At 67.4% G+C, this 19,547-nt stretch carries 18 protein-coding genes; 8 read left to right on the top strand and 10 right to left on the bottom strand.

The annotated features are described in order from the left end of the window. Window positions 1-95 precede the first annotated feature (95 nt). From ACZ5TO_RS02995 to ACZ5TO_RS02985, 3 genes are all read right to left on the bottom strand, one after another. Window positions 96-842, bottom strand: a complete 747-nt coding sequence (locus ACZ5TO_RS02995; protein ID WP_184146567.1) for a helix-turn-helix transcriptional regulator — start codon at window positions 840-842, stop codon at window positions 96-98. Between the two features lie 81 nt (window positions 843-923). After that, a complete protein-coding gene (locus ACZ5TO_RS02990) occupies window positions 924-1,658 on the bottom strand; it encodes a helix-turn-helix transcriptional regulator (RefSeq protein WP_184146565.1) in 735 nt (244 codons plus the stop codon). Between the two features lie 259 nt (window positions 1,659-1,917). Next, a complete protein-coding gene (locus tag ACZ5TO_RS02985; protein WP_464800321.1) occupies window positions 1,918-2,655 on the bottom strand; it encodes an IclR family transcriptional regulator in 738 nt (245 codons plus the stop codon). Window positions 2,656-2,810: 155 nt separating this feature from the next. Here ACZ5TO_RS02985 and ACZ5TO_RS02980 point away from each other — a divergent pair, with 155 nt between their 5' ends. The 5 genes from ACZ5TO_RS02980 (at window position 2,811) to ACZ5TO_RS02960 (ending at window position 6,928) form a co-directional block, all read left to right on the top strand. Next, window positions 2,811-3,572 (top strand): SDR family NAD(P)-dependent oxidoreductase, encoded by a 762-nt coding sequence (locus tag ACZ5TO_RS02980; RefSeq protein WP_464799489.1) that lies wholly within the window; start codon window positions 2,811-2,813, stop codon window positions 3,570-3,572. Further along, window positions 3,572-4,501: a 2-dehydro-3-deoxygalactonokinase gene (locus ACZ5TO_RS02975; RefSeq protein WP_464799488.1), complete on the top strand. Its 930-nt coding sequence runs from the start codon at window positions 3,572-3,574 to the stop codon at window positions 4,499-4,501. The genes ACZ5TO_RS02980 and ACZ5TO_RS02975 overlap by 1 nt, the downstream gene beginning before the upstream one ends. 10 nt (window positions 4,502-4,511) lie before the next feature. Then, window positions 4,512-5,150 (top strand): 2-dehydro-3-deoxy-6-phosphogalactonate aldolase, encoded by a 639-nt coding sequence (locus ACZ5TO_RS02970; protein ID WP_464799487.1) that lies wholly within the window; start codon window positions 4,512-4,514, stop codon window positions 5,148-5,150. Beyond that, on the top strand, window positions 5,147-6,031 hold the full coding sequence (locus tag ACZ5TO_RS02965; RefSeq protein ID WP_464799486.1) for an SMP-30/gluconolactonase/LRE family protein: 885 nt from the start codon (window positions 5,147-5,149) through the stop codon (window positions 6,029-6,031). The genes ACZ5TO_RS02970 and ACZ5TO_RS02965 overlap by 4 nt, the downstream gene beginning before the upstream one ends. A 153-nt stretch (window positions 6,032-6,184) precedes the next feature. Next, window positions 6,185-6,928: a PRC-barrel domain-containing protein gene (locus ACZ5TO_RS02960; protein ID WP_464799485.1), complete on the top strand. Its 744-nt coding sequence runs from the start codon at window positions 6,185-6,187 to the stop codon at window positions 6,926-6,928. A 90-nt stretch (window positions 6,929-7,018) separates the two neighbouring features. Here ACZ5TO_RS02960 and ACZ5TO_RS02955 read toward each other — a convergent pair whose 3' ends face one another. Next, window positions 7,019-8,560, bottom strand: coding sequence for a trimethylamine methyltransferase family protein (locus ACZ5TO_RS02955; protein WP_464799484.1), 1,542 nt, complete (start codon window positions 8,558-8,560; stop codon window positions 7,019-7,021). Between the two features lie 88 nt (window positions 8,561-8,648). Here ACZ5TO_RS02955 and ACZ5TO_RS02950 point away from each other — a divergent pair, with 88 nt between their 5' ends. Continuing rightward, window positions 8,649-9,578: a LysR substrate-binding domain-containing protein gene (locus tag ACZ5TO_RS02950; protein WP_464799483.1), complete on the top strand. Its 930-nt coding sequence runs from the start codon at window positions 8,649-8,651 to the stop codon at window positions 9,576-9,578. Between the two features lie 147 nt (window positions 9,579-9,725). On the opposite strand, the gene ACZ5TO_RS02945 is transcribed toward ACZ5TO_RS02950, so the two are convergent. The 3 genes from ACZ5TO_RS02945 to ACZ5TO_RS02935 form a co-directional block, all read right to left on the bottom strand. After that, window positions 9,726-10,061 carry a PilZ domain-containing protein gene (locus ACZ5TO_RS02945; RefSeq protein WP_184146549.1) on the bottom strand — a complete coding sequence of 112 codons (336 nt, stop codon included), beginning with the start codon at window positions 10,059-10,061 and terminating at the stop codon, window positions 9,726-9,728. 111 nt (window positions 10,062-10,172) lie between these two features. Further along, the gene (locus ACZ5TO_RS02940; protein WP_184146547.1) at window positions 10,173-11,528 is read right to left on the bottom strand and encodes a putative bifunctional diguanylate cyclase/phosphodiesterase; all 1,356 of its coding nucleotides are present in this window, start codon (window positions 11,526-11,528) and stop codon (window positions 10,173-10,175) included. A gap of 141 nt (window positions 11,529-11,669) precedes the next feature. After that, on the bottom strand, window positions 11,670-13,409 hold the full coding sequence (locus ACZ5TO_RS02935; RefSeq protein ID WP_464799482.1) for a response regulator: 1,740 nt from the start codon (window positions 13,407-13,409) through the stop codon (window positions 11,670-11,672). Between the two features lie 426 nt (window positions 13,410-13,835). Here ACZ5TO_RS02935 and mutL point away from each other — a divergent pair, with 426 nt between their 5' ends. Both mutL and ACZ5TO_RS02925 read left to right on the top strand, forming a co-directional pair. Continuing rightward, a complete protein-coding gene (mutL, locus tag ACZ5TO_RS02930; protein WP_464799481.1) occupies window positions 13,836-15,626 on the top strand; it encodes a DNA mismatch repair endonuclease MutL in 1,791 nt (596 codons plus the stop codon). Window positions 15,627-15,701: 75 nt separating this feature from the next. Further along, window positions 15,702-15,938 (top strand): DUF2093 domain-containing protein, encoded by a 237-nt coding sequence (locus tag ACZ5TO_RS02925; protein ID WP_184146589.1) that lies wholly within the window; start codon window positions 15,702-15,704, stop codon window positions 15,936-15,938. A gap of 253 nt (window positions 15,939-16,191) precedes the next feature. Here the strand turns inward: ACZ5TO_RS02925 and lpxK (ACZ5TO_RS02920) are convergent, their stop codons facing one another. The 3 genes from lpxK (ACZ5TO_RS02920) to ACZ5TO_RS02910 all read right to left on the bottom strand — a co-directional run bounded on the left by lpxK (ACZ5TO_RS02920) (window position 16,192) and on the right by ACZ5TO_RS02910 (window position 19,454). Continuing rightward, window positions 16,192-17,232 carry a tetraacyldisaccharide 4'-kinase gene (gene lpxK, locus ACZ5TO_RS02920; RefSeq protein ID WP_464799480.1) on the bottom strand — a complete coding sequence of 347 codons (1,041 nt, stop codon included), beginning with the start codon at window positions 17,230-17,232 and terminating at the stop codon, window positions 16,192-16,194. Continuing rightward, window positions 17,226-18,293 (bottom strand): tetraacyldisaccharide 4'-kinase, encoded by a 1,068-nt coding sequence (gene lpxK, locus ACZ5TO_RS02915; RefSeq protein WP_464799479.1) that lies wholly within the window; start codon window positions 18,291-18,293, stop codon window positions 17,226-17,228. The genes lpxK (ACZ5TO_RS02920) and lpxK (ACZ5TO_RS02915) overlap by 7 nt, the downstream gene beginning before the upstream one ends. Window positions 18,294-18,524: 231 nt before the next feature. After that, the gene (locus tag ACZ5TO_RS02910) at window positions 18,525-19,454 is read right to left on the bottom strand and encodes an IS110 family RNA-guided transposase (RefSeq protein ID WP_464798050.1); all 930 of its coding nucleotides are present in this window, start codon (window positions 19,452-19,454) and stop codon (window positions 18,525-18,527) included. Between the last annotated feature and the right edge of the window lie 93 nt (window positions 19,455-19,547).

Below are 19,547 nucleotides of genomic sequence, written 5' to 3'. Positions count from 1 at the left end.
GCTTCTTCCCGTAGATAGTGCACGGCGAAGCCGCCGCCAAACGAATTTACCTGCGACGAGAGGCAGCGGCTTTGCGGCAGAGCATGGAACTTCGATTAGGCGATGAGCCCGCGGCGGATGGCCTTGACGACGGCCTGGGTGCGGTTGACCGCCTCCAGCTTGCGGGTGACCTGGTTGAGGTAGTGGTTGACCGTATGCTCGGAGAGGCCGAGGATTTCGGCGATCTCCAGGCTGGTCTTGCCCGCGGCCGTCCAGCTCAGGCACTGGATCTCGCGGTCGGTCAGCACCACCTGGCCCGACTTCCACGCCGCGCCGATCTCGGCCAGCCGGTTGAAGAGATGGACGGAGATCATCTGCAGCATCAGCCGGTCGTCGCGGCCGAGCGTCGGGCTTTCCCCGCCCCAGACGACCGCGCCGCGGTTGCCGAGGGCGTCGTGCACCGGGAAGAAATGGCCGATGAGCATGCCGTGGCTGTTCATCAGGTCGAGCACTTCGCTGAAATCCGCCTGCTCGGAGGATTCGCCGATCCATTCGCGCATGTCGTAGGAGAAGGGCACCGTGGTCAGGCGCAATTTGCGGATGCCGGCGCTGTGGCGCACCATGCGCAGCGCGTCGTACTTGGCAAGGATCTCCTGCGGCCAGTTGCTGACGACGGAATAGGCCGACAGCTTTTCCGCCTCGAAGCCGGGCAGCGTGAAGACGATGAAGTATTTGAGGCCGTATTCCTCGCACTTGCGCCGCATGTAGCGCACGATATCGAACTGCGTTTCGAGGGCGGCGATCTCCGCGCCTTCGTCCTGAAGCTGGTTTTCGCCGCTGCTGGTCTCGTCAGGCGTCATCATATCCCGCCTTCCGTCGTCTTCGCCTCGTGCAATCGGAGCAGAGCCATATGAATTCCTGAAAAACAACGCGGTGAATATGCATTAGTTCAAAAGTCCGGCGCGGATCGCCTTGGCGACCGCCTGAACCCGGTTGACCGCGTCGAGCTTGCGCGTGGCGCGGTTGAGGTAATGATTGACCGTATATTCCGAAAGGCCGAGGATTTCCGACATCTCCACGCTGGTCTTGCCGGCCGAGGCCCAGGACAGGCACTCGATCTCGCGGCGCGACAGCGAGACGTGCTGCCGGCGCCCGGCGCGGTGCTCCAGGATCTCGGTGAAGGCGCGGTTGGCAACGGCATTGAGCTCGGCCATCTCGCGCGGATTCAGCGCCTCGCGCATGCCGCCGAAGGCGAGCGCGCCGCGCTGGCCGGCCGAGTTGTGCGCCGGGAAATAGGCCCCGCGCGACAGGCCGTGCCGCTCGAAGAGATCGGCGGCGATCGTCGCCTTGCCGTCGGCGCGGCGGCGGTTCGTGCGCTCGGCATCGTAGACGAAGGGATTGGTGCTCTGGCGCAGCCGCTCGATGACCGGACTGCCGAAGATGAGGCCGGCATGGTCGTAGGTCTTGAGCATATCGTCCGGCCAGGAGGTGAGCAGGACGTTGGAGGAAAAATCGGTCGAGGTCTCGGAGGGGACGGTGATCAGCAGATAGCCGCGGAACCCGAAGCGGGCGGCAAGACCGCCCAGCGTTTCGGCAATGTCGTCCTCTGTACCCGGGACGACCGGGCTCGCGCCCCAGCCGCGGGACTGTGCAGACGCCGTATAGAATCGATCCGCCATATCCATCTTCCTTCAGCACGCACGCAAGACGCGGCAGCCCCTGCCGGCGCAATGCACTGCTTGCCTCAGGAACCCCCGTATCCCAATGCAAGTATGTTCGAAGTACCGCGCCTCAAGTCGCGGGCGGCGACGCAGCTCCAGGCCGGTCGAAAGGGAAGCTAATGACGCCCCTTTCCCACGTCCAGCGCGATTTTCTAATTTACCGTAAATTGCCCTCATAAGACAACCTCGCGATCATGAATGCATAAGTAAGCTCGACTTATCGTTGCGGGCCGAGCCTTGCCGAGAGTTCCGCGGTGATGGCGCGGGCGGTATCGCGCACCAGCGGCGCCCATCCGTCCAGCCTCTCCTCGCCGACCCGGTAGGCGGGCCCCGTGACGGAAACGCCTGCGGCGAGCGCGCGTTCCGCATCGAAGACGGGCGCGGCCACGCAGCGGATGCCGGGCTCGTGCTCCTCCCGGTCGAAAGCGACGCCCGACCGGCGGATCGCCTCGAGCTCGGCGAGGAGCCCGGCCCGGTCGGTGATCGTCGCCGGCGTGAAGCGGCGGTATTCGATGCCCGCCAGGATCGCGTCGAGCGCGGGACCGGCCAGCGCGGAGAGCGCGGCCTTGCCGACGCCGGTGCAATAGACGGGCGAGGCATTGCCGATCTGCGAGTTCATGCGCACGGCCTGCCGGCTCTCCACCTTGTCGAGATAGATGATCTCGCGCCCGCGCAGGACGCCGAGATGCACGGTCTCGCCCGTCTCCCGGTGCAGCGCCTCCAGGAAGGGCGCGGCGACCATGCGGAATTCGTTGCGGGCCCAGCTCGCCGAGGCGAGTTTCAGGAGGCGAAGGCCCGGCACATAGGCATGGTCGGCATTGAGCTCCAGGAGCCCTTCCTGCACGAGATGGGAGAGCTGGCGGTGCAGCGTGCCCCGCGGCTGGCCGCTGAGGCAAAGCACGTCGGTGAAGCGCATCGGCCCCTCGGCGAGCGCCACCGCCTCCAGCACGGCCATCGCCTTGCCGAGCGTGCCGGTGCCGCCGTCCTCGTCTTCCCGCTGCCGTATCGTCACCGCAGGCCCCTTTTGCTTGACAGAGCTCGCATCCTAGCGGAATAATTCCGAATAATCAAACTCAGTTCCACATATTGGAACATTCTGGGAGGATTGCGATGGCCGGCCGGTATCCGGACCTTGCAGGACAGGGCGTGCTCGTCACCGGCGGCGGCTCGGGCATCGGCGCGGCGCTGGTGCGCGCCTTTGCCGCCGAGGGCGCGCGCGTCGCCTTCCTCGACATCGCCGAGGCGGAAAGCCGCACGCTGGTCTCGGAGCTGGAAGGCAAGGTCGAGCACCTTCCCCATTATAGAAGGGTCGATCTGCGCGACATCGCCGCCCTGCGCGCGGCCGTGGAGGAAGCGGCAGGCCTGCTCGGCGGCATTCGCGTCCTCGTCAACAATGCGGCGCGCGACGACCGGCACGATCTCGAAACCGTCCAGCCGGACTATTGGGACGAGAACCAGGCGGTCAATCTCCGCCACCATTTCTTCGCCGCGCAGGCCGTCGTGCCGCACATGCGCGAAGGCGGGGGCGGCGCGATCGTCAACTTCTCCTCCATCGCCTACCTTCTCAACATGGGCGAGCTTCCGGGCTATGCGGCAGCCAAGGCCGGCATCATCGGCCTCACCAAGTCGCTCGCCGGCAGGCTCGGGCCGGACAAGATCCGCGTCAACGCCATCCTGCCCGGCATGGTGCTGACCGAGCGGCAGAAGCGCCTGTGGATCGACGAGGCGGCGATGGCCGGCGGCATCGCCCGGCAATGCCTCAAGCGCTCGCTCGTCGCCGAGGACATGGCCGGCCCCTGCCTTTTCCTGGCGTCGGAGGCTTCCGCCGCCATCACCGCACAAACGCTCATCGTCGATGGAGGCATGCTCTGATGACCGATACCGCCCGCGAAGCCGCCTATGTGGCTGTCGACTGGGGAACCTCCAGCTTCCGCCTCTGGCTGATCGGCCGGGACGGCAATGTCGTCGCCGAGCGCCGCAGCGGCGAAGGCATGACGACCGCCGCCCGCACCGGCTTTGCCGCCGTGCTGGAAAGCCATCTTGCCGCCGTCGCCGCGCCCGCCGGCCTGCCCGTCCTCATCTGCGGCATGGCCGGGGCCAAGCAGGGCTGGGTCGAGGCCGGCTATCTCGACACGCCCGCAGCGCTTGCCGACATTCCCGCCGCCGCCGCGCGCATTCCCGGCAGCAAGGCGGATATCCGCATCCTGCCCGGCCTTGCCCAGCGGGACGCCGCCGCGCCGGACGTCATGCGCGGCGAGGAAACGCAGCTTCTCGGCGCCGCATCCGCGCTCGGCGGCGACGACCACCTCGTCTGCATGCCCGGCACGCACAGCAAATGGGTGCGCCTTTCCGGCGGCCGGGTCGCGGGCTTTTCCACCTTCATGACGGGCGAGCTCTTCGAGGCGATCGCCAGGCACACGATCCTCAGCCATTCCATCGCCGATGCCGGGGCGATCTCCGGCGACAACGCCGCCTTCCGCGCGGCGGTCGCGCGCATGGTCGAAAATCCGGCGCTCGCCACCAGCCAGCTCTTTTCCGTGCGCGCCGGGGCGCTGATCGCCGGGCTCTCGCCGGAAGACGCCAAGGCCCGCCTTTCCGGCACGCTGATCGGGCTGGAGATCGCCGGCGCCCTCTCGCTCGTCGCCGAAGGCACGCCGGTGGCGCTCGTCGTTTCCGGCGGGCTCGGCGCACTTTATAAGGAGGCGCTTGCCGCCGCCGGCCTTTCCGCCACCGTCATCGATGCCGATACCGCCGTTCGCAACGGCCTTGCCGCGGGCGCCAGGGCGCTCTGGTCCCTCTAAGGAAACGAACATGAGCCGCATTCCCTTCCCCCCCATGACCTATCCGCTGATCGCCATCCTGCGCGGCCTCAAGCCGGGCGAGACCGAAGAGGTCGTCGGCGCGCTGATCGAGGCCGGCTTCACCGCCATCGAGATCCCGCTGAATTCGCCCGAACCGTTCAGGTCCATCGAGATCGCGGTGAAGATGGCGCCGGAGAACTGCCTGATCGGCGCGGGCACCGTGCTGACGGTGGACCATGTCAACCGCCTTGCCGATGTCGGCGGCCGGCTGATGGTGAGCCCGAATGTCGAGCCGGACGTGATTTCCACGGCCGCGGCCAAGGGCATGGTGACGATGCCCGGCGTCTTCACGCCCACCGAGGCGCTCGCCGCCGCGAAGGCCGGCGCGACGGGCCTCAAATTCTTCCCGGCGAGCGTGCTCGGCCCGTCCGGCATCCAGGCGATCCGCGCCGTGCTGCCGGCCGAGCTGGAGATCGCCGCCGTCGGCGGCGTTTCCGACAGGAACTTCGCCGACTATGCCGCCATCGGCCTTCGCAGCTTCGGCCTCGGCTCCAGCCTCTACAAGCCGGGCATGAGCGGGGCGGACGTGCGCGCCCGCGCCAAGGCCACGATCGAAGCCTACGATGCCGTCTATGGAGTTTCCCGATGATCGAGACCCACGCCTTTACCGGCCGCATCCTCTGCGAGACCGACTGCCAGCTCGGCGAAGGCCCGAGCTACGACCCCGCAAGCGACAAGGCCTTCTGGTTCGACATCCGCGGGCAGAAGCTGCACGAATTGCACCTTGCAACCATGACCAAGGCCGTGCACGACCTGCCCTTCCTCGGCAGCGTGCTCGCCGTCATCGACGCGGAGCGCCAGTTGATCGTCTCCGACCAGGGGCTCTTCGTCCGGCATGTCGCGGACGGCCGGCTGACGCCCTTCGCCAAGCTCGAGGACAAGCCGCAGAACCGCTCCAACGACGGGCGCGTGCACCCGTCCGGCGCGCTCTGGGCGAGCACGATGGGCCGCGGGGCGGAAAAGAATGCCGGCGCGATCTACCATGTCGCCGGCGAGCAGGTGACGGAGCTCTATTCCGGCATCACCATCCCGAACGCCATCTGCTTCTCGCCGGACGGCGGCACGGGCTACTTCACCGATTCGGCCCTCAACCTGCTGATGCGCGTGGCGCTCGATCCTGCGACCGGCCTTCCGACCGGGGACCCGCAGGTGCTCAGCGACGAGAGCGGCACGCCGGGCGACGTGGACGGGGCGGTCTGCGATGCCGACGGGCTCATCTGGAACGCCCGCTGGGGCATCGGCGCCGTCGAGGTCTACCGGCCGGACGGCACGAAGATCGCCCGCTACGCCGTGCCGGCCACGCAATCGAGCTGCCCGGCCTTCGTCGGGCCGAAGGCCGACCGGCTGCTCGTCACCTCCGCCTGGCAGGACATGGACGCGGCGGCCCGCCGCGCCGACCCGAATGCCGGCAAGACCTTCGAGCTCGGCATTGCGGTCAAGGGGCGGTTCGAGCCGAAATTCGCGCTCTGAACCGCCTCTCCTGCATGGCTGTCATCAAAAAGAGGGCAATTTTCATCGGAACCAAACCGGGGGGACATCGTTCCTTGTCCATCAGCCGGCGCGGAACAGGTATTCGAAACCGCGCCGCGCCTTGATGCCAACGAGACGAAAGGCAGGTTCACGATGACCAATAAATTTCTCACTTCCGTTGCCGCTGGTGCACTCTTCCTGGGCGCGGCCATTGCTCCGGCAGCTTATGCGCAGGACAATACTCAGCCGGCCCAGACCCAGACCATGGACCAGCAGCCGATGAACGGTGACGCCGCCACCGGCACCACGCCGGGCGATACCGCCGCAAACCCCGACGCGGCAGCGCCGAGCGAAGACACCGCGCAGACCCCGGCCACCGGCACGGACAACACGGATACGGCCCAGACGCCGGCAACCGGCACCGACAATACGGACACGGCGCAGACCCCCGCAACGCCGAGCGAGGATACCGCGCAGGCTCCGGCCGCCGGTGAAAGCTATCTGACGGCCCAGACCGACGACCAGATCAGCGCCAACACCTATATTGGCCAGGCGGTCTATAACAGCGCCGACGAAAGCATCGGCAAGATCTCCGACCTGATCATGGAGAAGGATGGCGGCATCACCGCAGCCGTCATCGGTGTCGGCGGCTTCCTGGGCATCGGCGAAAAGTGGGTGGCCGTGCCGTTCGACACGATCTCGATCACGCAGGTCCCGGACTCCGACGACGTCAAGCTGACGACGACCGAGACCGCCGAAAGCCTGCAGGCAGCGCCGGAATTCAAGACCAAGGCGCAGCAGGTCGCCGAACGCCAGGCCAGCGCCCCGGTCGACAACGCGACGACCTCGTCGACGACCACGGGCACGGCCCCGGCCACGACCCAGCCGGCCGAATAACCCGGCCGACCCTTCTGACCTCCGCCCGGCAGCGTCCCCTGCGCTGCCGGGTTTTTCGTGCGTTAGCGGGCGAGATACCCCCACGCACCGTCAATACCAGGCGTCCGCCATCGACCGCTTCTTGCGCTCCATGTAGTCGCAAAGTGCCTCGTCGATGCCCTCGTCCAGCGGTGGGGCCTTGTATTCGGCGAGCGTCTTCTTCCACTGACGGTTGGCGCGGGTGGCGATGTCGGTCGAGCCGCCTTCCTCGCTCCATTTCTCGAAGGGTTCGTTGTCGGAGAGCGTCGAATCCCAGAAGGCCGTCTGGTAGTTGCGCATCGTGTGGTCGCAGCCGAGGAAATGGTGGCCGGGGCCGACCTCCAGGAACGCATCGAGCGCCAGCGCATTGTCGTCCACCGTGACGCCGGCGAGATAGGAATGCAGCGCGCCGCAGACATCCGCATCCATCACGAACTTCTCGTAGGACATGGAGAGAAGGCCGTCGAGGAAGCCGGCCGAATGCAGGATGAAGTTGGCCCCGCAATGGACGGCCGACAGCATGGACATCAGCCCTTCCTGCATGGCCTGCCCGTCCGGTAGCTTGGAATTGGAGAAGTTGCCGGCGCAGCGCAGCGGCAGGTTCAGGCGGCGGGCGAGCTGGCCGACGACCATGGAGCCGATGGCCGGCTCCGGCGTGCCGAAGGTGGGCGAGCCCGAGCGCAGCGACATGGAGGAGAGGAAGTTGCCGAAGATGACCGGCGCGCCCTTCCGTTCGAGCTGCGTCAGCGCGCAGCCGGCGAGCGTTTCGGCGAAGGACTGGGCGATGGCGCCGGCATTCGTCACCGGCCCCATCGCGCCACCGAGGATGAAGGGCACGATGACGGCGGCCTGGTTGGCGCGGGCATAGGCGCGCAGCGACTTCGTCATCGTGCCGTCCCAGACGAGCGGCGAGTTGACGTTGACATTGCCGAGGATGACGCAGTTCCGATCGACGAAATCGGCGCCGAACAGAATGCGCGCCATGTCGATGGAATCCTCGGCGCGTTCCTCCGCCGTGATCGAGCCCATGAAGGGCCGGTCGGAATACCTGATATGGCTGTAGACCATGTCGAGGTGGCGCTTGTTCACCGGGATGTCGACCGGCTCGCAGATCGTGCCGCCGGAATGGTGCAGCCAGGGGCTGGACTGGGCGAGCTTGATGAAGTTGCGGAAATCTTCCAGCGTGCCGTAGCGCCGGCCCTTGTCGAGGTCCATGACGAAGGGCGAGCCGTAGGCGGGCGAGAAGACGACGTTCTTCCCGCCGATCTGCACATTGTTCGCCGGGTTGCGGGCGTATTGGGTGAACTCGGCGGGCGCGGAGGAGACGATCTCGCGCAGCATGCCGGGCTCGAAGCGCACCAGGACGCCCTCGACCTTCGCACCGGCCCGCTTCCAATGGTCGAGCACGGCGGGATCGTCGCGGAACTCGATGCCGACCTCGGCGAGGATGCGGTCCGCCGTGCGCTCGACCTTCTTGAGGTTCTCCTCCGACAGCACGTCATAGGTCGGGATGCCCCGCACGATATAGGGCACGCCGAGAGGCTTTGCCGCATTGTCCCGCCGCGTGCCCCTGCTCCGCCTTGCCGGCGCTTCGCTCACTGCTGCCTCACCCATGAAGTCCTCCATAATTCACGATGAGGCTAGGCGCGAATGCGCGCGTTGTGACGCTGGAAAAAAGTTTTCGATACTATAAGCTCAATTTATGGAAACCCTGCGCCGCCTCCTGCCCTCCGCCTCCAGCCTCATCATCTTCGAGGCGGCCGGGCGGCACCAGAATTTCACCCGCGCCGCTCACGAGCTCGGCATGACGCAGGCGGCCGTTTCCTATGCGGTGCGCAACCTGGAGGAACAGCTCGGCGTCGCGCTCTTCCACCGCGTCCACCGCGCCGTGGAACTGACGGATGCCGGCGAGCGCTTCCATGCGGACGTGACGCTCGGCCTCTCGCGCATCCAGAAATCGGCCGAGGACATCCGCGCCAAGGGGCGCGAGGCGAACGTGACGCTCGCCGCCTCCACCGCCTTCGCCTCGATGTGGATGCTGCCGCGGCTCGCCAAGCTGCGCGCCGACCTGCCGGACATCGACCTTCGCATCCAGACCAGCGTGCGCGACCTCGATCTCGACGAGGAGCCGATCCCGCTCGCCATCCGCGGCGGGGATCCCGGCAAATGGCCGCGCTACCATGCCGCGCTGCTGGCGCCGGAGGTCATCACCGCCGTGGCGAGCCCCGCCTTCGTGGAAAGCCACGGGAACCCGCAGACGCCGGAAGTGCTGCTGAAGCTGCCGCTCATCCATCTGGAAGAGCCGGTGCGGTCGGCCTGCGACTGGCCTCACTGGTTCGCCAGCGCCGGCGTGCGCTACCCGCCGCAGGCGCGCCGGCTCGCCATCAACGATTATGTGCTGGTCATCCAGGCGGTGCTTTCGGGCGAAGGCGTGGCGCTCGGCTGGCAGCACCTCATCGAGGGCCAGGTGCGCTCCGGCGCGCTCGTCCCCGTCGGCGGCCATGCCCTCACCATGCAGGACGCCGGCTTCTACGTCGTCTGGCCCCGCTCGCGCGAGCTCAACGGCCCCGCCCGCCGCGTGCGCGACTGGCTGGTGGAGGAAGGACGGCTGAGCCGGGAACGGCCGGCCTAGAGCAGAAGGCCCTCTCTGCCTGCCGGCATCTCCCCCACAAGGGGGGAGAAAGGCTGGCTGCACGCTTTTCCCTCAAGTCGTGAACGCCGACAGTGCCGCGGGTTAAGTCCCTCCCCCTTGTGGGGAGGGATTAGGGAGGGGTCTGCTTCAGCGCCGCAGCACCGGCCGCACTTCCTCGTGGAAGAAGCGGAAATAGGAGGTGATCTGCGCCAGCGCATTGGTCGACAGCTTGTACTGGATGCCGAGGCGGCCGTTGGAATACCAGCGCACCGTTCCGGTGAGGCGGCCGAGTTCCTCGCTCTCCACCGTCACCATCTGGCCGGCCAGCGCCTGGATCGGCTTTTCCACATCGAAGGCCATTCCGGTCGGCGAAAGATCGACGACGCGCGCCCGCGTCGACTGATGCATCACCTTGACCGTTGCGAAAATGCGGACCCTGGAGCGATCGTTCGTCCGGGTGGGCATGTCCTTGATCGTCGCCATCCCTCTTCCCCATTGTTGTCGTGGGGGGAAGCATAACCGGCACCGATTGCCTTGCCGCTAAGGAAAAGGATGCAATTTTAGCGAACTGGCCCGTTCGGGGACAGGTTTGCCTCAGGAGACGGCACGGCTCTCGACGCTGACATAGCGGTCGGAGAGGTAGCGCATGGTGGCGACAGCGTCGGCCGGCTTGCCGTAGAAATAGCCCTGCCCCATGCCGCAGCCGAGCGCCTTCAATTTCAGCGCCTCGGAGAAATCCTCGATGCCCTCGGCGACGACGGAAAGGTCCAGCCCCTCGCACATGGCGACGATGGCCTTGATGATGTGTTCCGACGCCTTGTCGTTGGAGATGCGCGAAACGAAGGCGCGGTCGATCTTGACCTTGTCGAAGGTGAAGTCGCGCAGGCGCCCGAGGCTCGACTGGCCGGTGCCGAAATCGTCGAGCGAGATGCGCACGCCCGCCGCGCGCAGTTCGCCGACGATCTTCTGCGCCGTGTCGGCATCCGTCATGACGGCGGTCTCGGTGATCTCCAGCTCCAGCCGGCGCGGATCGAGCCCTACGCGGTTGAGGATCGCCAGCGTGTTGAAGGCCGTCTTCGGATCCATCAACTGGGCGGAGGAGAGATTGAAGGACAGGAAGAGCTCGCGCGGCCAGGAAAGCGCGGCCTCCGCCGCCTTGCGCAGCAGCGTGTCGGAGAGCGCATCGATGAAGCCGCGTTCTTCCGCGAGCGGCACGAAGGCGGCCGGCGAGACATAGCCGAGATCGGCATCGCACCAGCGGGCGAGCGCCTCGAAGCCGACGACCGCATCGTCGCGCAGGCTGACGATCGGCTGGAAATGCACGTCCACCTCGTTGGCGATGATGGCGTTGCGCAGCGCCTGCTCGAGCTGCGTCGCCCGCTTCATCTCCTGGGCGATCTCCTGCGAATAGACGGTGATCTGCCCGCGCCCGCGGCGCTTCGAGCGGTAGAGCGCGGTATCGGCGCTCTTCAGGAGCTCGGCGAAGTCCTCGCCGGCGAAGGGGAAGATGGCAAAGCCGAAGGAGGCGGAAAGCCGCACGTTGCGGTCGCCGAGGTCGAAGGGGGCCGACAGCACCTCGCGCAGCATCTGGCCGATCTTCTCCGCGCCCTTGCGCTCGAAGACGAGCGGCAGCACGAAGGCGAACTCGTCGCCGCCATGGCGCGTGACGGTCGCCCCGTCCGGAATGCAGGCTTTCAGGCGATGGGCGACCTGGCAGAGGATCTCGTCGCCCGCGCGCGGGCCGAAAAGATCGTTGATGGGCTTGAAGCCGTCGAGATTGGCGATGCCGATGGCGAAGGGCGCAGGGTCCTCCTCGCGCTCGCGCGCGATCTGGCGGACCTTGTCGCGCAGGCGATAGAGATTGCCCAGCCCCGTCAGCGGGTCGGTATAGGCCATGGCATGGAGGTCAGTCTGGGAAACGTCCAGCGCCGCATGGTCAGCAGACTTCATCAATGATTTCCCGTACTTGCACCTGGCCTTCCGATTATTTTCCCACGATGAGGCATGACTGTTAACAAAAGCATAGCAAGCGATCGTCAGTCCTGCCCACCTGCCTCCCCAAATCTGGGGAGTTGACCGGCCCTGCTCAACCTAGGCGACAGATTTCTGGGGCCTCTCGGCCGCATAGCGCCGGTAGATGGCCTCGATCATGTCGGGGCTGACCGGCTTGGTGATGTAGTCGTCCATGCCGGCATCCATGCAGTTCTGCATGTCGACGTTGAGCGCCTGCGCCGTGACGGCGACGATGGGCGTGCGGGTTCCGGTGCCCTTTTCCGCCTCGCGGATCTCCAGAGCGGCGTCGATGCCGTTCATCACGGGCATGGAGATGTCCATCAGGACGAGGCGCGGCTGGTGCTTGCGCCAGAGCATGACGGCCTCCTCGCCATTCTCGGCGATGCGGTGCGAGACGCCCATGCCCTCGAGGATCTGCGAGAAGACGAACTGGTTGATCTGGTTGTCCTCGGCCACCAGCACCTCCACGTCGCCGACGGCGGCCGGCAGCATGGTCGAGATGTCGGTGGCGATGTACCAGTCGTCGGAAAAGCCGACGGGCGTGACGATGTCGCCGAGCGGCGAGCCCTCGTCCGATAGCAGCTCGTGCTCTTCCACGAGGGTGCGCATGAAATCCGGGCCGATGCCGTCCGGCGCGATCGGCCGCACGGCAATGCCGTGGCCGTTCTCCAGGATCGCCTCGTGGCCTGAAAGGTTGTCGTCGACGATGACGAGATCGATCGCAAGCCCCTCCTCCGCCGCAAGGGCGAGGAAGGCGTCGTGCTCGCGCACGCTGGTGACCGCGCAGCAATCGGCGCCGCGGGCCTTGAACTCGGCGAGAAGGATATCCTCGATATGCGGATTGGGCGTCACCAGCAGCACGCGGCGGCCGGCGAGGGCGCGCAGCTCGTCGGGATTGAGCTGGTCGAGCAGCAGGCGGCGCTCGGCGTCGCGCACCGGATCGAAGCAGTTCTGCGCCTCCACGAAGCCGCCCGGCACGCGCAGCAGCGCGTCGTCGGCATCCGTCATCGGCTGCTCGCCCGAAACCAGCGCGGAGACGTCCTCCATCACGGTGACGAGCGCGTAGTGCCCCGACGCACCGATGCGGTACTTGCGGGTGATGACGTAGAGGTCCGAGCCGTCGGCGCGCACGATATGCTCGGCAAGGACATGCGGCTCGCCCGTCTCCAGCACGGAGCGGTCGGTGGTTTCGATGCGCTCGGCGCTCTCGGCGTCGGCAAGGCTCCAGATCGAGCGGCCGACGATGCTGTCGGCATCGACGTCATAGATCGCGCAGAAGGCGGCGTTGGCGGCGATATAGGTGAGGTTGCGGTCCTTGATGACGATGGGTGACGGCAGCGTCTCCAGGATCTCCTCGGTGAGCGCGATGCGCTCCAGGTCGAGGCGCCATTGCTCTTCCTGCTTCTTCTGCTCGGAGACGTCGACGAGCGTCGTCACGTTGTAGCCGTTCGGCAGGCGGCGCTTGCGGAAATGGATCCAGCGGTCGCGGCTCAGGCGCTCGATGGCGTCGTACTGCTCGCGCCAATGGGCGGAGATCTGGGCGGAGATCCATTCCTCGCGGTTGACCGCGCGGTGGCGCTGGTCCGGGGCGAGGCCGTAGCGCATGCCGCTGTCGAAGATGGCGCCGAGCACGTCGCGCAGGCGCGCTCCCGGCTTCAGCGCATCGGCGGGAATGGGAAAATAGCGCAGGACCTGGCGACTGGCGAAGACGAGGCTGTCGTTCTTGTCATAGACGATCACGGCCGCGGCGAGGATATCGCACGCCGCTTCGAACATTCCCAGCCGGATGTGCGCGTCGGAGGACGCTACATCATTCATCGTGGCAGACCTCGCCTGTCTGGCATTCCCGAAGACATGCTGATCGGTGCTTTCCGCACCCTTGGACATGGGAATGACAGCGGCCAGCGACGCTGAAATTGTCCGCCGGAGACCGGCCGGCTTGTGCTCATACAAGCGCCTGCGCACGTTGGCAGCATTTTATTAAAGCCTGATTAAACACAAGGGCCGGTAGTGCCCCTGCTGCGCGGGGCCGCCCTCTCTGCCTGCCGGCATCTCCCCCACAAAGGGGGGAGAAAGGCTGGCCGCACCCTTTTCCCTCGATTTTTAAACGCCGGACGTGCCGCGGGTTAAGTCCCTCCCCCTTGTGGGGAGGGATTTAGGGAGGGGTCTTCAACACGACGGATTGCCTTGCATAAACCATCCCGCCCACTGGCGGGCGGCGGGCGAATCCGCGAAAATGGCGCCATGAGCATCAGGCAGCTTTCCGAAACCCTCATCAACCAGATCGCCGCCGGCGAAGTCATCGAGCGGCCGGCGAGCGCCGCCAAGGAGCTGATCGAGAACGCGCTGGACGCGGGCGCGACGCGCATCGAGATCGCCACGGCCGGCGGCGGCAAGACGCTTCTGCGCGTGTCCGACAACGGCTCCGGCATGACGCCCGCCGACCTTGAAATGGCGATCCGCCGGCACTGCACCTCCAAGCTCGAAAGCGACCTCCTCGACATCCGCACCCTCGGCTTTCGCGGCGAGGCGCTGCCCTCCATCGGCTCGGTGGCGAAACTCTCGCTCCTCAGCCGGACGGCGGAAGCGAACGAGGGCGCGGAGATCAGCGTGACGGGCGGAAAGGTGGTGCCCGTGCGCCCGGCCGCCGCCAACCGCGGCACGGTGGTGGAAGTGCGCGACCTCTTCTTCGCCACGCCCGCGCGCCTCAAATTCCTCAAGAGCGAGAAGGCCGAGGCCTCGGCGATCTCCGACGTCGTGCGCCGCATGGCCATCGCCTTCCCGCATGTGCGCTTCGTTCTCTCCGGCTCCGACCGCACGACGCTGGAATTTCCCGCAACCGGCACGGACCGGCTCGCCCGCATCGCGCAGGTGCTCGGCCGCGATTTCCGCGACAACGCCATCGAGATCGATGCGGAGCGCGAGGGCGTACGCCTGACGGGCTTTGCCGGCGTTCCGACCTTCAACCGCGGCAACAGCCTCAACCAGTTCGCCTTCGTCAACGGCAGGCCGGTGCAGGACAAGCTGGTCTGGTCGGCGCTGCGCGGCGCCTATGCCGAGACGATCCCGCACGGGCGCTATCCCGTCGCCGTGCTTTCCATCGAGATCGACCCGGCGCTGGTCGACGTCAACGTGCATCCGGCGAAATCCGACGTGCGCTTCCGCGATCCCGGCCTCGTGCGCGGCCTCATCGTCGGGGCGATCCGCGAGGCACTGGCGCGCGAGGGCGACCGGGCGTCGACCACGGGCGCCTCCGGCCTGATGCGCGCCTTCCGGCCCGAGGCGCCGCGCCCCGCCGCGCCCTGGACGCCCGCCGCCTCGCCCTACCGGCCCTTCGAGGCAGCCCCTTCCAGCCCGGCCGCCGGCCGGCAGGCGGGCTTTGCCGAGTTCGAGGCGCCCTCGGCGCGCAGCGAGCCGGCCTTCGCCCCCTCGCCCGCCGAGGAGCCGCCGCAGCGCCATCCGCTCGGCGCGGCGCGCGCGCAGCTCCACGAGAACTACATCGTCGCGCAGACCGAGGACGGCCTCGTCATCGTCGACCAGCACGCCGCGCACGAGCGCCTCGTCTTCGAGGCGATGCGCAACGCGCTGCATGCGCGCGCCGTGCCGGCGCAGGCGCTGCTGATCCCCGAGATCGTCGATCTTCCCGAGGACGATTGCGACCGGCTCGTCGCCCATGCGGAGGAGTTTTCGAAGCTCGGCCTCGGCATCGAGCGCTTCGGCCCCGGGGCGGTCGCCGTGCGCGAGACGCCCGCCATGCTCGGGGAAATGGACGCGGCAGGCCTCATCCGCCAGCTTGCCGACGAGCTTGCCGAATGGGACACGGCGGGCGGCCTCAAGGCCAGGCTCGAATACCTCGCCGCCACCATGGCCTGCCACGGCTCGGTGCGCTCGGGCCGGCGCATGCGGCCGGAGGAGATGAACGCGCTCCTGCGCCAGATGGAGGCGACGCCCGGCTCCGGCCAGTGCAACCACGGGCGCCCGACCTATATCGAACTGAAGCTTTCCGACATCGAGCGGCTGTTCGGCCGCAGCTAGGCGCGGCGAAAGGGCTGGCTATTTTCCGGTCGCCACGCTATGGCATGGCGAAGAAATCTGCGGATATTGAAGTCGATGATGAACCGTTTTGAAGGCCGCGGCGGCAGCCGGGAAGCGAAGATCCGTTACCTCGACGGCGATTTCCAGATTCTGATGCCCGGCTCCCACGTCATCTGCGCCATGACCGGCGAGACGATCCCCGTCGACGAGCTGCGCTACTGGAGCGTCGCCCGCCAGGAAGCCTATGTGAGCTGCGCCGCCTCGCTGGACGCGGAAAAGCGCGCCGGCGCGCTGCCGACGCAAAAGCGGTAATCCCGCCCGTTTCCTCTCCGTGACAGCCCCTCATCCGGCCTGCCGGCCACCTTCTCCCCGCTTGGTGGGAAGGCGCATCCTGCATGGATTCGGTTGGCGCCACCTGCCCCTTCTCCCCTCGGGGAGAAGGTCGCGGCAGCGGGATGAGGGGGGAGCCGCTGGCGAAATACGGCACGCTTGCCCCCTCATCCGACCCTTCGGGCCACCTTCTCCCCAAGGGGAGAAGGGCAAGGGGCCGGATATGCCTTGAAAATCATTCCCCGCGCGGCCGCTGCAATTTCCGCCGGCGGGCATTGGCGATCGCGGCATCGATGATCGCATCCGGGCCCTTCGGATCGTCGAAGCGGATCTCCACCTCGATCACCCGGCTCTTCTCGCGCAGTTCCTCCGAGCGGCCGTGGCCGCCGGCAAGGCGCACGCTGTCCTTGGCGGTGGTGACGAGGCGGTAGCCGCGGGCCGCCGCGTCGTCGAGGAGGTCGGCCACCTCGTCGTCGCCGAGATAGTGGTGGTCCGGAAAGCCGCGCGTCTCGGCGAGTTCCGCGCCCGTCTCGCGGACGGTGCGGTGGAATTTTGCGTTGTCGGCAATGCCCGACCAGGCGATGACGACCTCGCCTTTCAGGTCCTCCGCCCCGACGGTGACGAGGGTGGCGGAGTGGATCGCCTTGCCGGCGCGGGCGGCTTGGCGGATCAGCCGGTCGGCCGCCTCGCCGTCGCCGATGGCCAGAAGCGCGCTTGCCTGCCGCATCTGCTCGGCAAGCGGCGCGCGCACCGGCCCCCCCGGCACGAGATGGCCGTTGCCGATGCCGCGGCGGGTGTCGATGACGACGAGCGCATAGTCGAAGGCGAGCTGCGCGCTCTGGAAACCGTCGTCCATGATGATGAGGTCGGCGCCCTCCTCGACCAGCTTCTGCGCCCCCTTGACGCGCCGGCGCGAGATGACGGTCAGCGCCTCACGGGCAAGCAGCAGCGGCTCGTCGCCGACCGCCCGGGCGCGGTGATGGTGCGGGTCGACCACGGTGGTGACGTCGAGCGAGCCGCCATAGCCGCGCGACAGGAACCCCGGCTTCAGCCCGCGGGCCTTGGCGGCGCGGGCGATGGCGATGGCGGTCGGCGTCTTGCCGGCCCCGCCGACCGTGAAATTGCCGACGCAGATCACCGGCACCGGCACCTCGGCGCGGCGCCCGCGGCGCATGCGCCGGCCGGCGACGAAGCCATAAAGACGCGAGAGCGGCCAGAGCGCATAGGCGCGCCAGTCCGGCTCCGTCCACCAGAAGGGCGGCGCTTCACTTACCATTGCTGTCCCCTGCCATCGGCCATGTGGGCCACAAGAAACGCGAGACGGCGGGGAAAATCAACTGAGGCGAGGACAAAGCCTGGGGCCTGCCCCTCATCCCGCTGCCGCGACCTTCTCCCCGCAAGCGGGGCGAAGGGGAACGCCGTGCGGGTTTCCCGCATCTCGATTGTGGAAGGCACCCGCCTCCTGCCTCCTTCGCCCCGCTTGCGGGGAGAGCCGCGGGCCGCCGCGTCGTCGAGGAGGTCGGCCACCTCGTCGTCGCCGAGATAGTGGTGGTCCGGAAAGCCGCGCGTCTCGGCGAGTTCCGCGCCCGTCTCGCGGACGGTGCGGTGGAATTTTGCGTTGTCGGCAATGCCCGACCAGGCGATGACGACCTCGCCTTTCAGGTCCTCCGCCCCGACGGTGACGAGGGTGGCGGAGTGGATCGCCTTGCCGGCGCGGGCGGCTTGGCGGATCAGCCGGTCGGCCGCCTCGCCGTCGCCGATGGCCAGAAGCGCGCTTGCCTGCCGCATCTGCTCGGCAAGCGGCGCGCGCACCGGCCCCCCCGGCACGAGATGGCCGTTGCCGATGCCGCGGCGGGTGTCGATGACGACGAGCGCATAGTCGAAGGCGAGCTGCGCGCTCTGGAAACCGTCGTCCATGATGATGAGGTCGGCGCCCTCCTCGACCAGCTTCTGCGCCCCCTTGACGCGCCGGCGCGAGATGACGGTCAGCGCCTCACGGGCAAGCAGCAGCGGCTCGTCGCCGACCGCCCGGGCGCGGTGATGGTGCGGGTCGACCACGGTGGTGACGTCGAGCGAGCCGCCATAGCCGCGCGACAGGAACCCCGGCTTCAGCCCGCGGGCCTTGGCGGCGCGGGCGATGGCGATGGCGGTCGGCGTCTTGCCGGCCCCGCCGACCGTGAAATTGCCGACGCAGATCACCGGCACCGGCACCTCGGCGCGGCGCCCGCGGCGCATGCGCCGGCCGGCGACGAAGCCATAAAGACGCGAGAGCGGCCAGAGCGCATAGGCGCGCCAGTCCGGCTCCGTCCACCAGAAGGGCGGCGCTTCACTTACCATTGCTGTCCCCTGCCATCGGCCATGTGGGCCACAAGAAACGCGAGACGGCGGGGAAAATCAACTGAGGCGAGGACAAAGCCTGGGGCCTGCCCCTCATCCCGCTGCCGCGACCTTCTCCCCGCAAGCGGGGCGAAGGGGAACGCCGTGCGGGTTTCCCGCATCTCGATTGTGGAAGGCACCCGCCTCCTGCCTCCTTCGCCCCGCTTGCGGGGAGAGCGACTGTCTTTGTGGTCAAGCGTTTTTCCATGGTTTACCGTCGCGGATGATTGCGTTGAGGATGGTGAGGAGTTTTCGCATTGTCGCGACGATGGCGACGATCTTCGGCTTGCCGGCAGCCACGAGCCTGTCGCGGAAAGCCTTGAGGACCGGGTTGTGACGGGACGCCACGAGGGCGGCCATGAAGAGCACGGCGCGCACCTTGCCGCGACCGCCGCCGATGAAGCTCCTGCCTCGCCATTTGCCCGATTGCCGCGTGAACGGCGCGATCCCCGCCAGTGAGGCGATCTGGCGCCGATCGAGCGTGCCGAGTTCGGGCATCTCGGCAATCAGCGTGCGGGCGGTGGTCGGCCCGACACCCGGCACAGACGTCAGAAGCGCCTCGCGCACCCGCCACAAGGGCGACTTGCGAATACGGCCGTCGAGCTCGTCGTCCAGGCTTGCAAGTTCGTGCCGGAGCGCGGCAAGCAGGCGCTTGATGCTCTTCTGTGTCTCCTTCGTCTGCGCCATCCGTGCCCGGTTCTCTTCCGCCGTGATCATCTGCACGATCTGGCGGCGGCGCGACACGATGGCCGAGAAGGCTTCACTCTCCTCATCGCGCAACGGCCGGATATCCGGTTTCGTCGCCGCCACGAAGGCTGCGATCACCGCCGCGTCGATCGGGTCGGTCTTGGCACGTTTGCCCAGCGCATTGGCATAGGAACGAACCTGCGCCGGATTGACCACGACAACGGCAAGGCCGGCCGATGACAGGCCCGCAGCCGCAAGCATCTCGTAACCGCCGGTCGCTTCCAGCGCCACGACATCGGCCTTTGCCTCTCGCAGCCGGGTGATCAGTCCATCCACGCCGGCATGGTCGTTGCCGACAAGGAAACTGTCACCGGCCGGAAGAACATGCACATCCAGCCGGTCCTTCGAAACATCAATGCCAACGATCACGTCCATCCTGTCCCATCCTTGCCTAAGCGGGCTTCGCATGCGCGAGCGGCCCTGGCGACTGTTCGGGTTCGATGGAACGGCGGATGAAGACCCAGGCTC

Source organism: Shinella sp. Sh6, assembly GCF_055392685.1.
The sequence above is the reverse complement of the archived record's forward strand: the minus strand, read 5'-3'. Positions and strand labels throughout refer to the sequence as shown.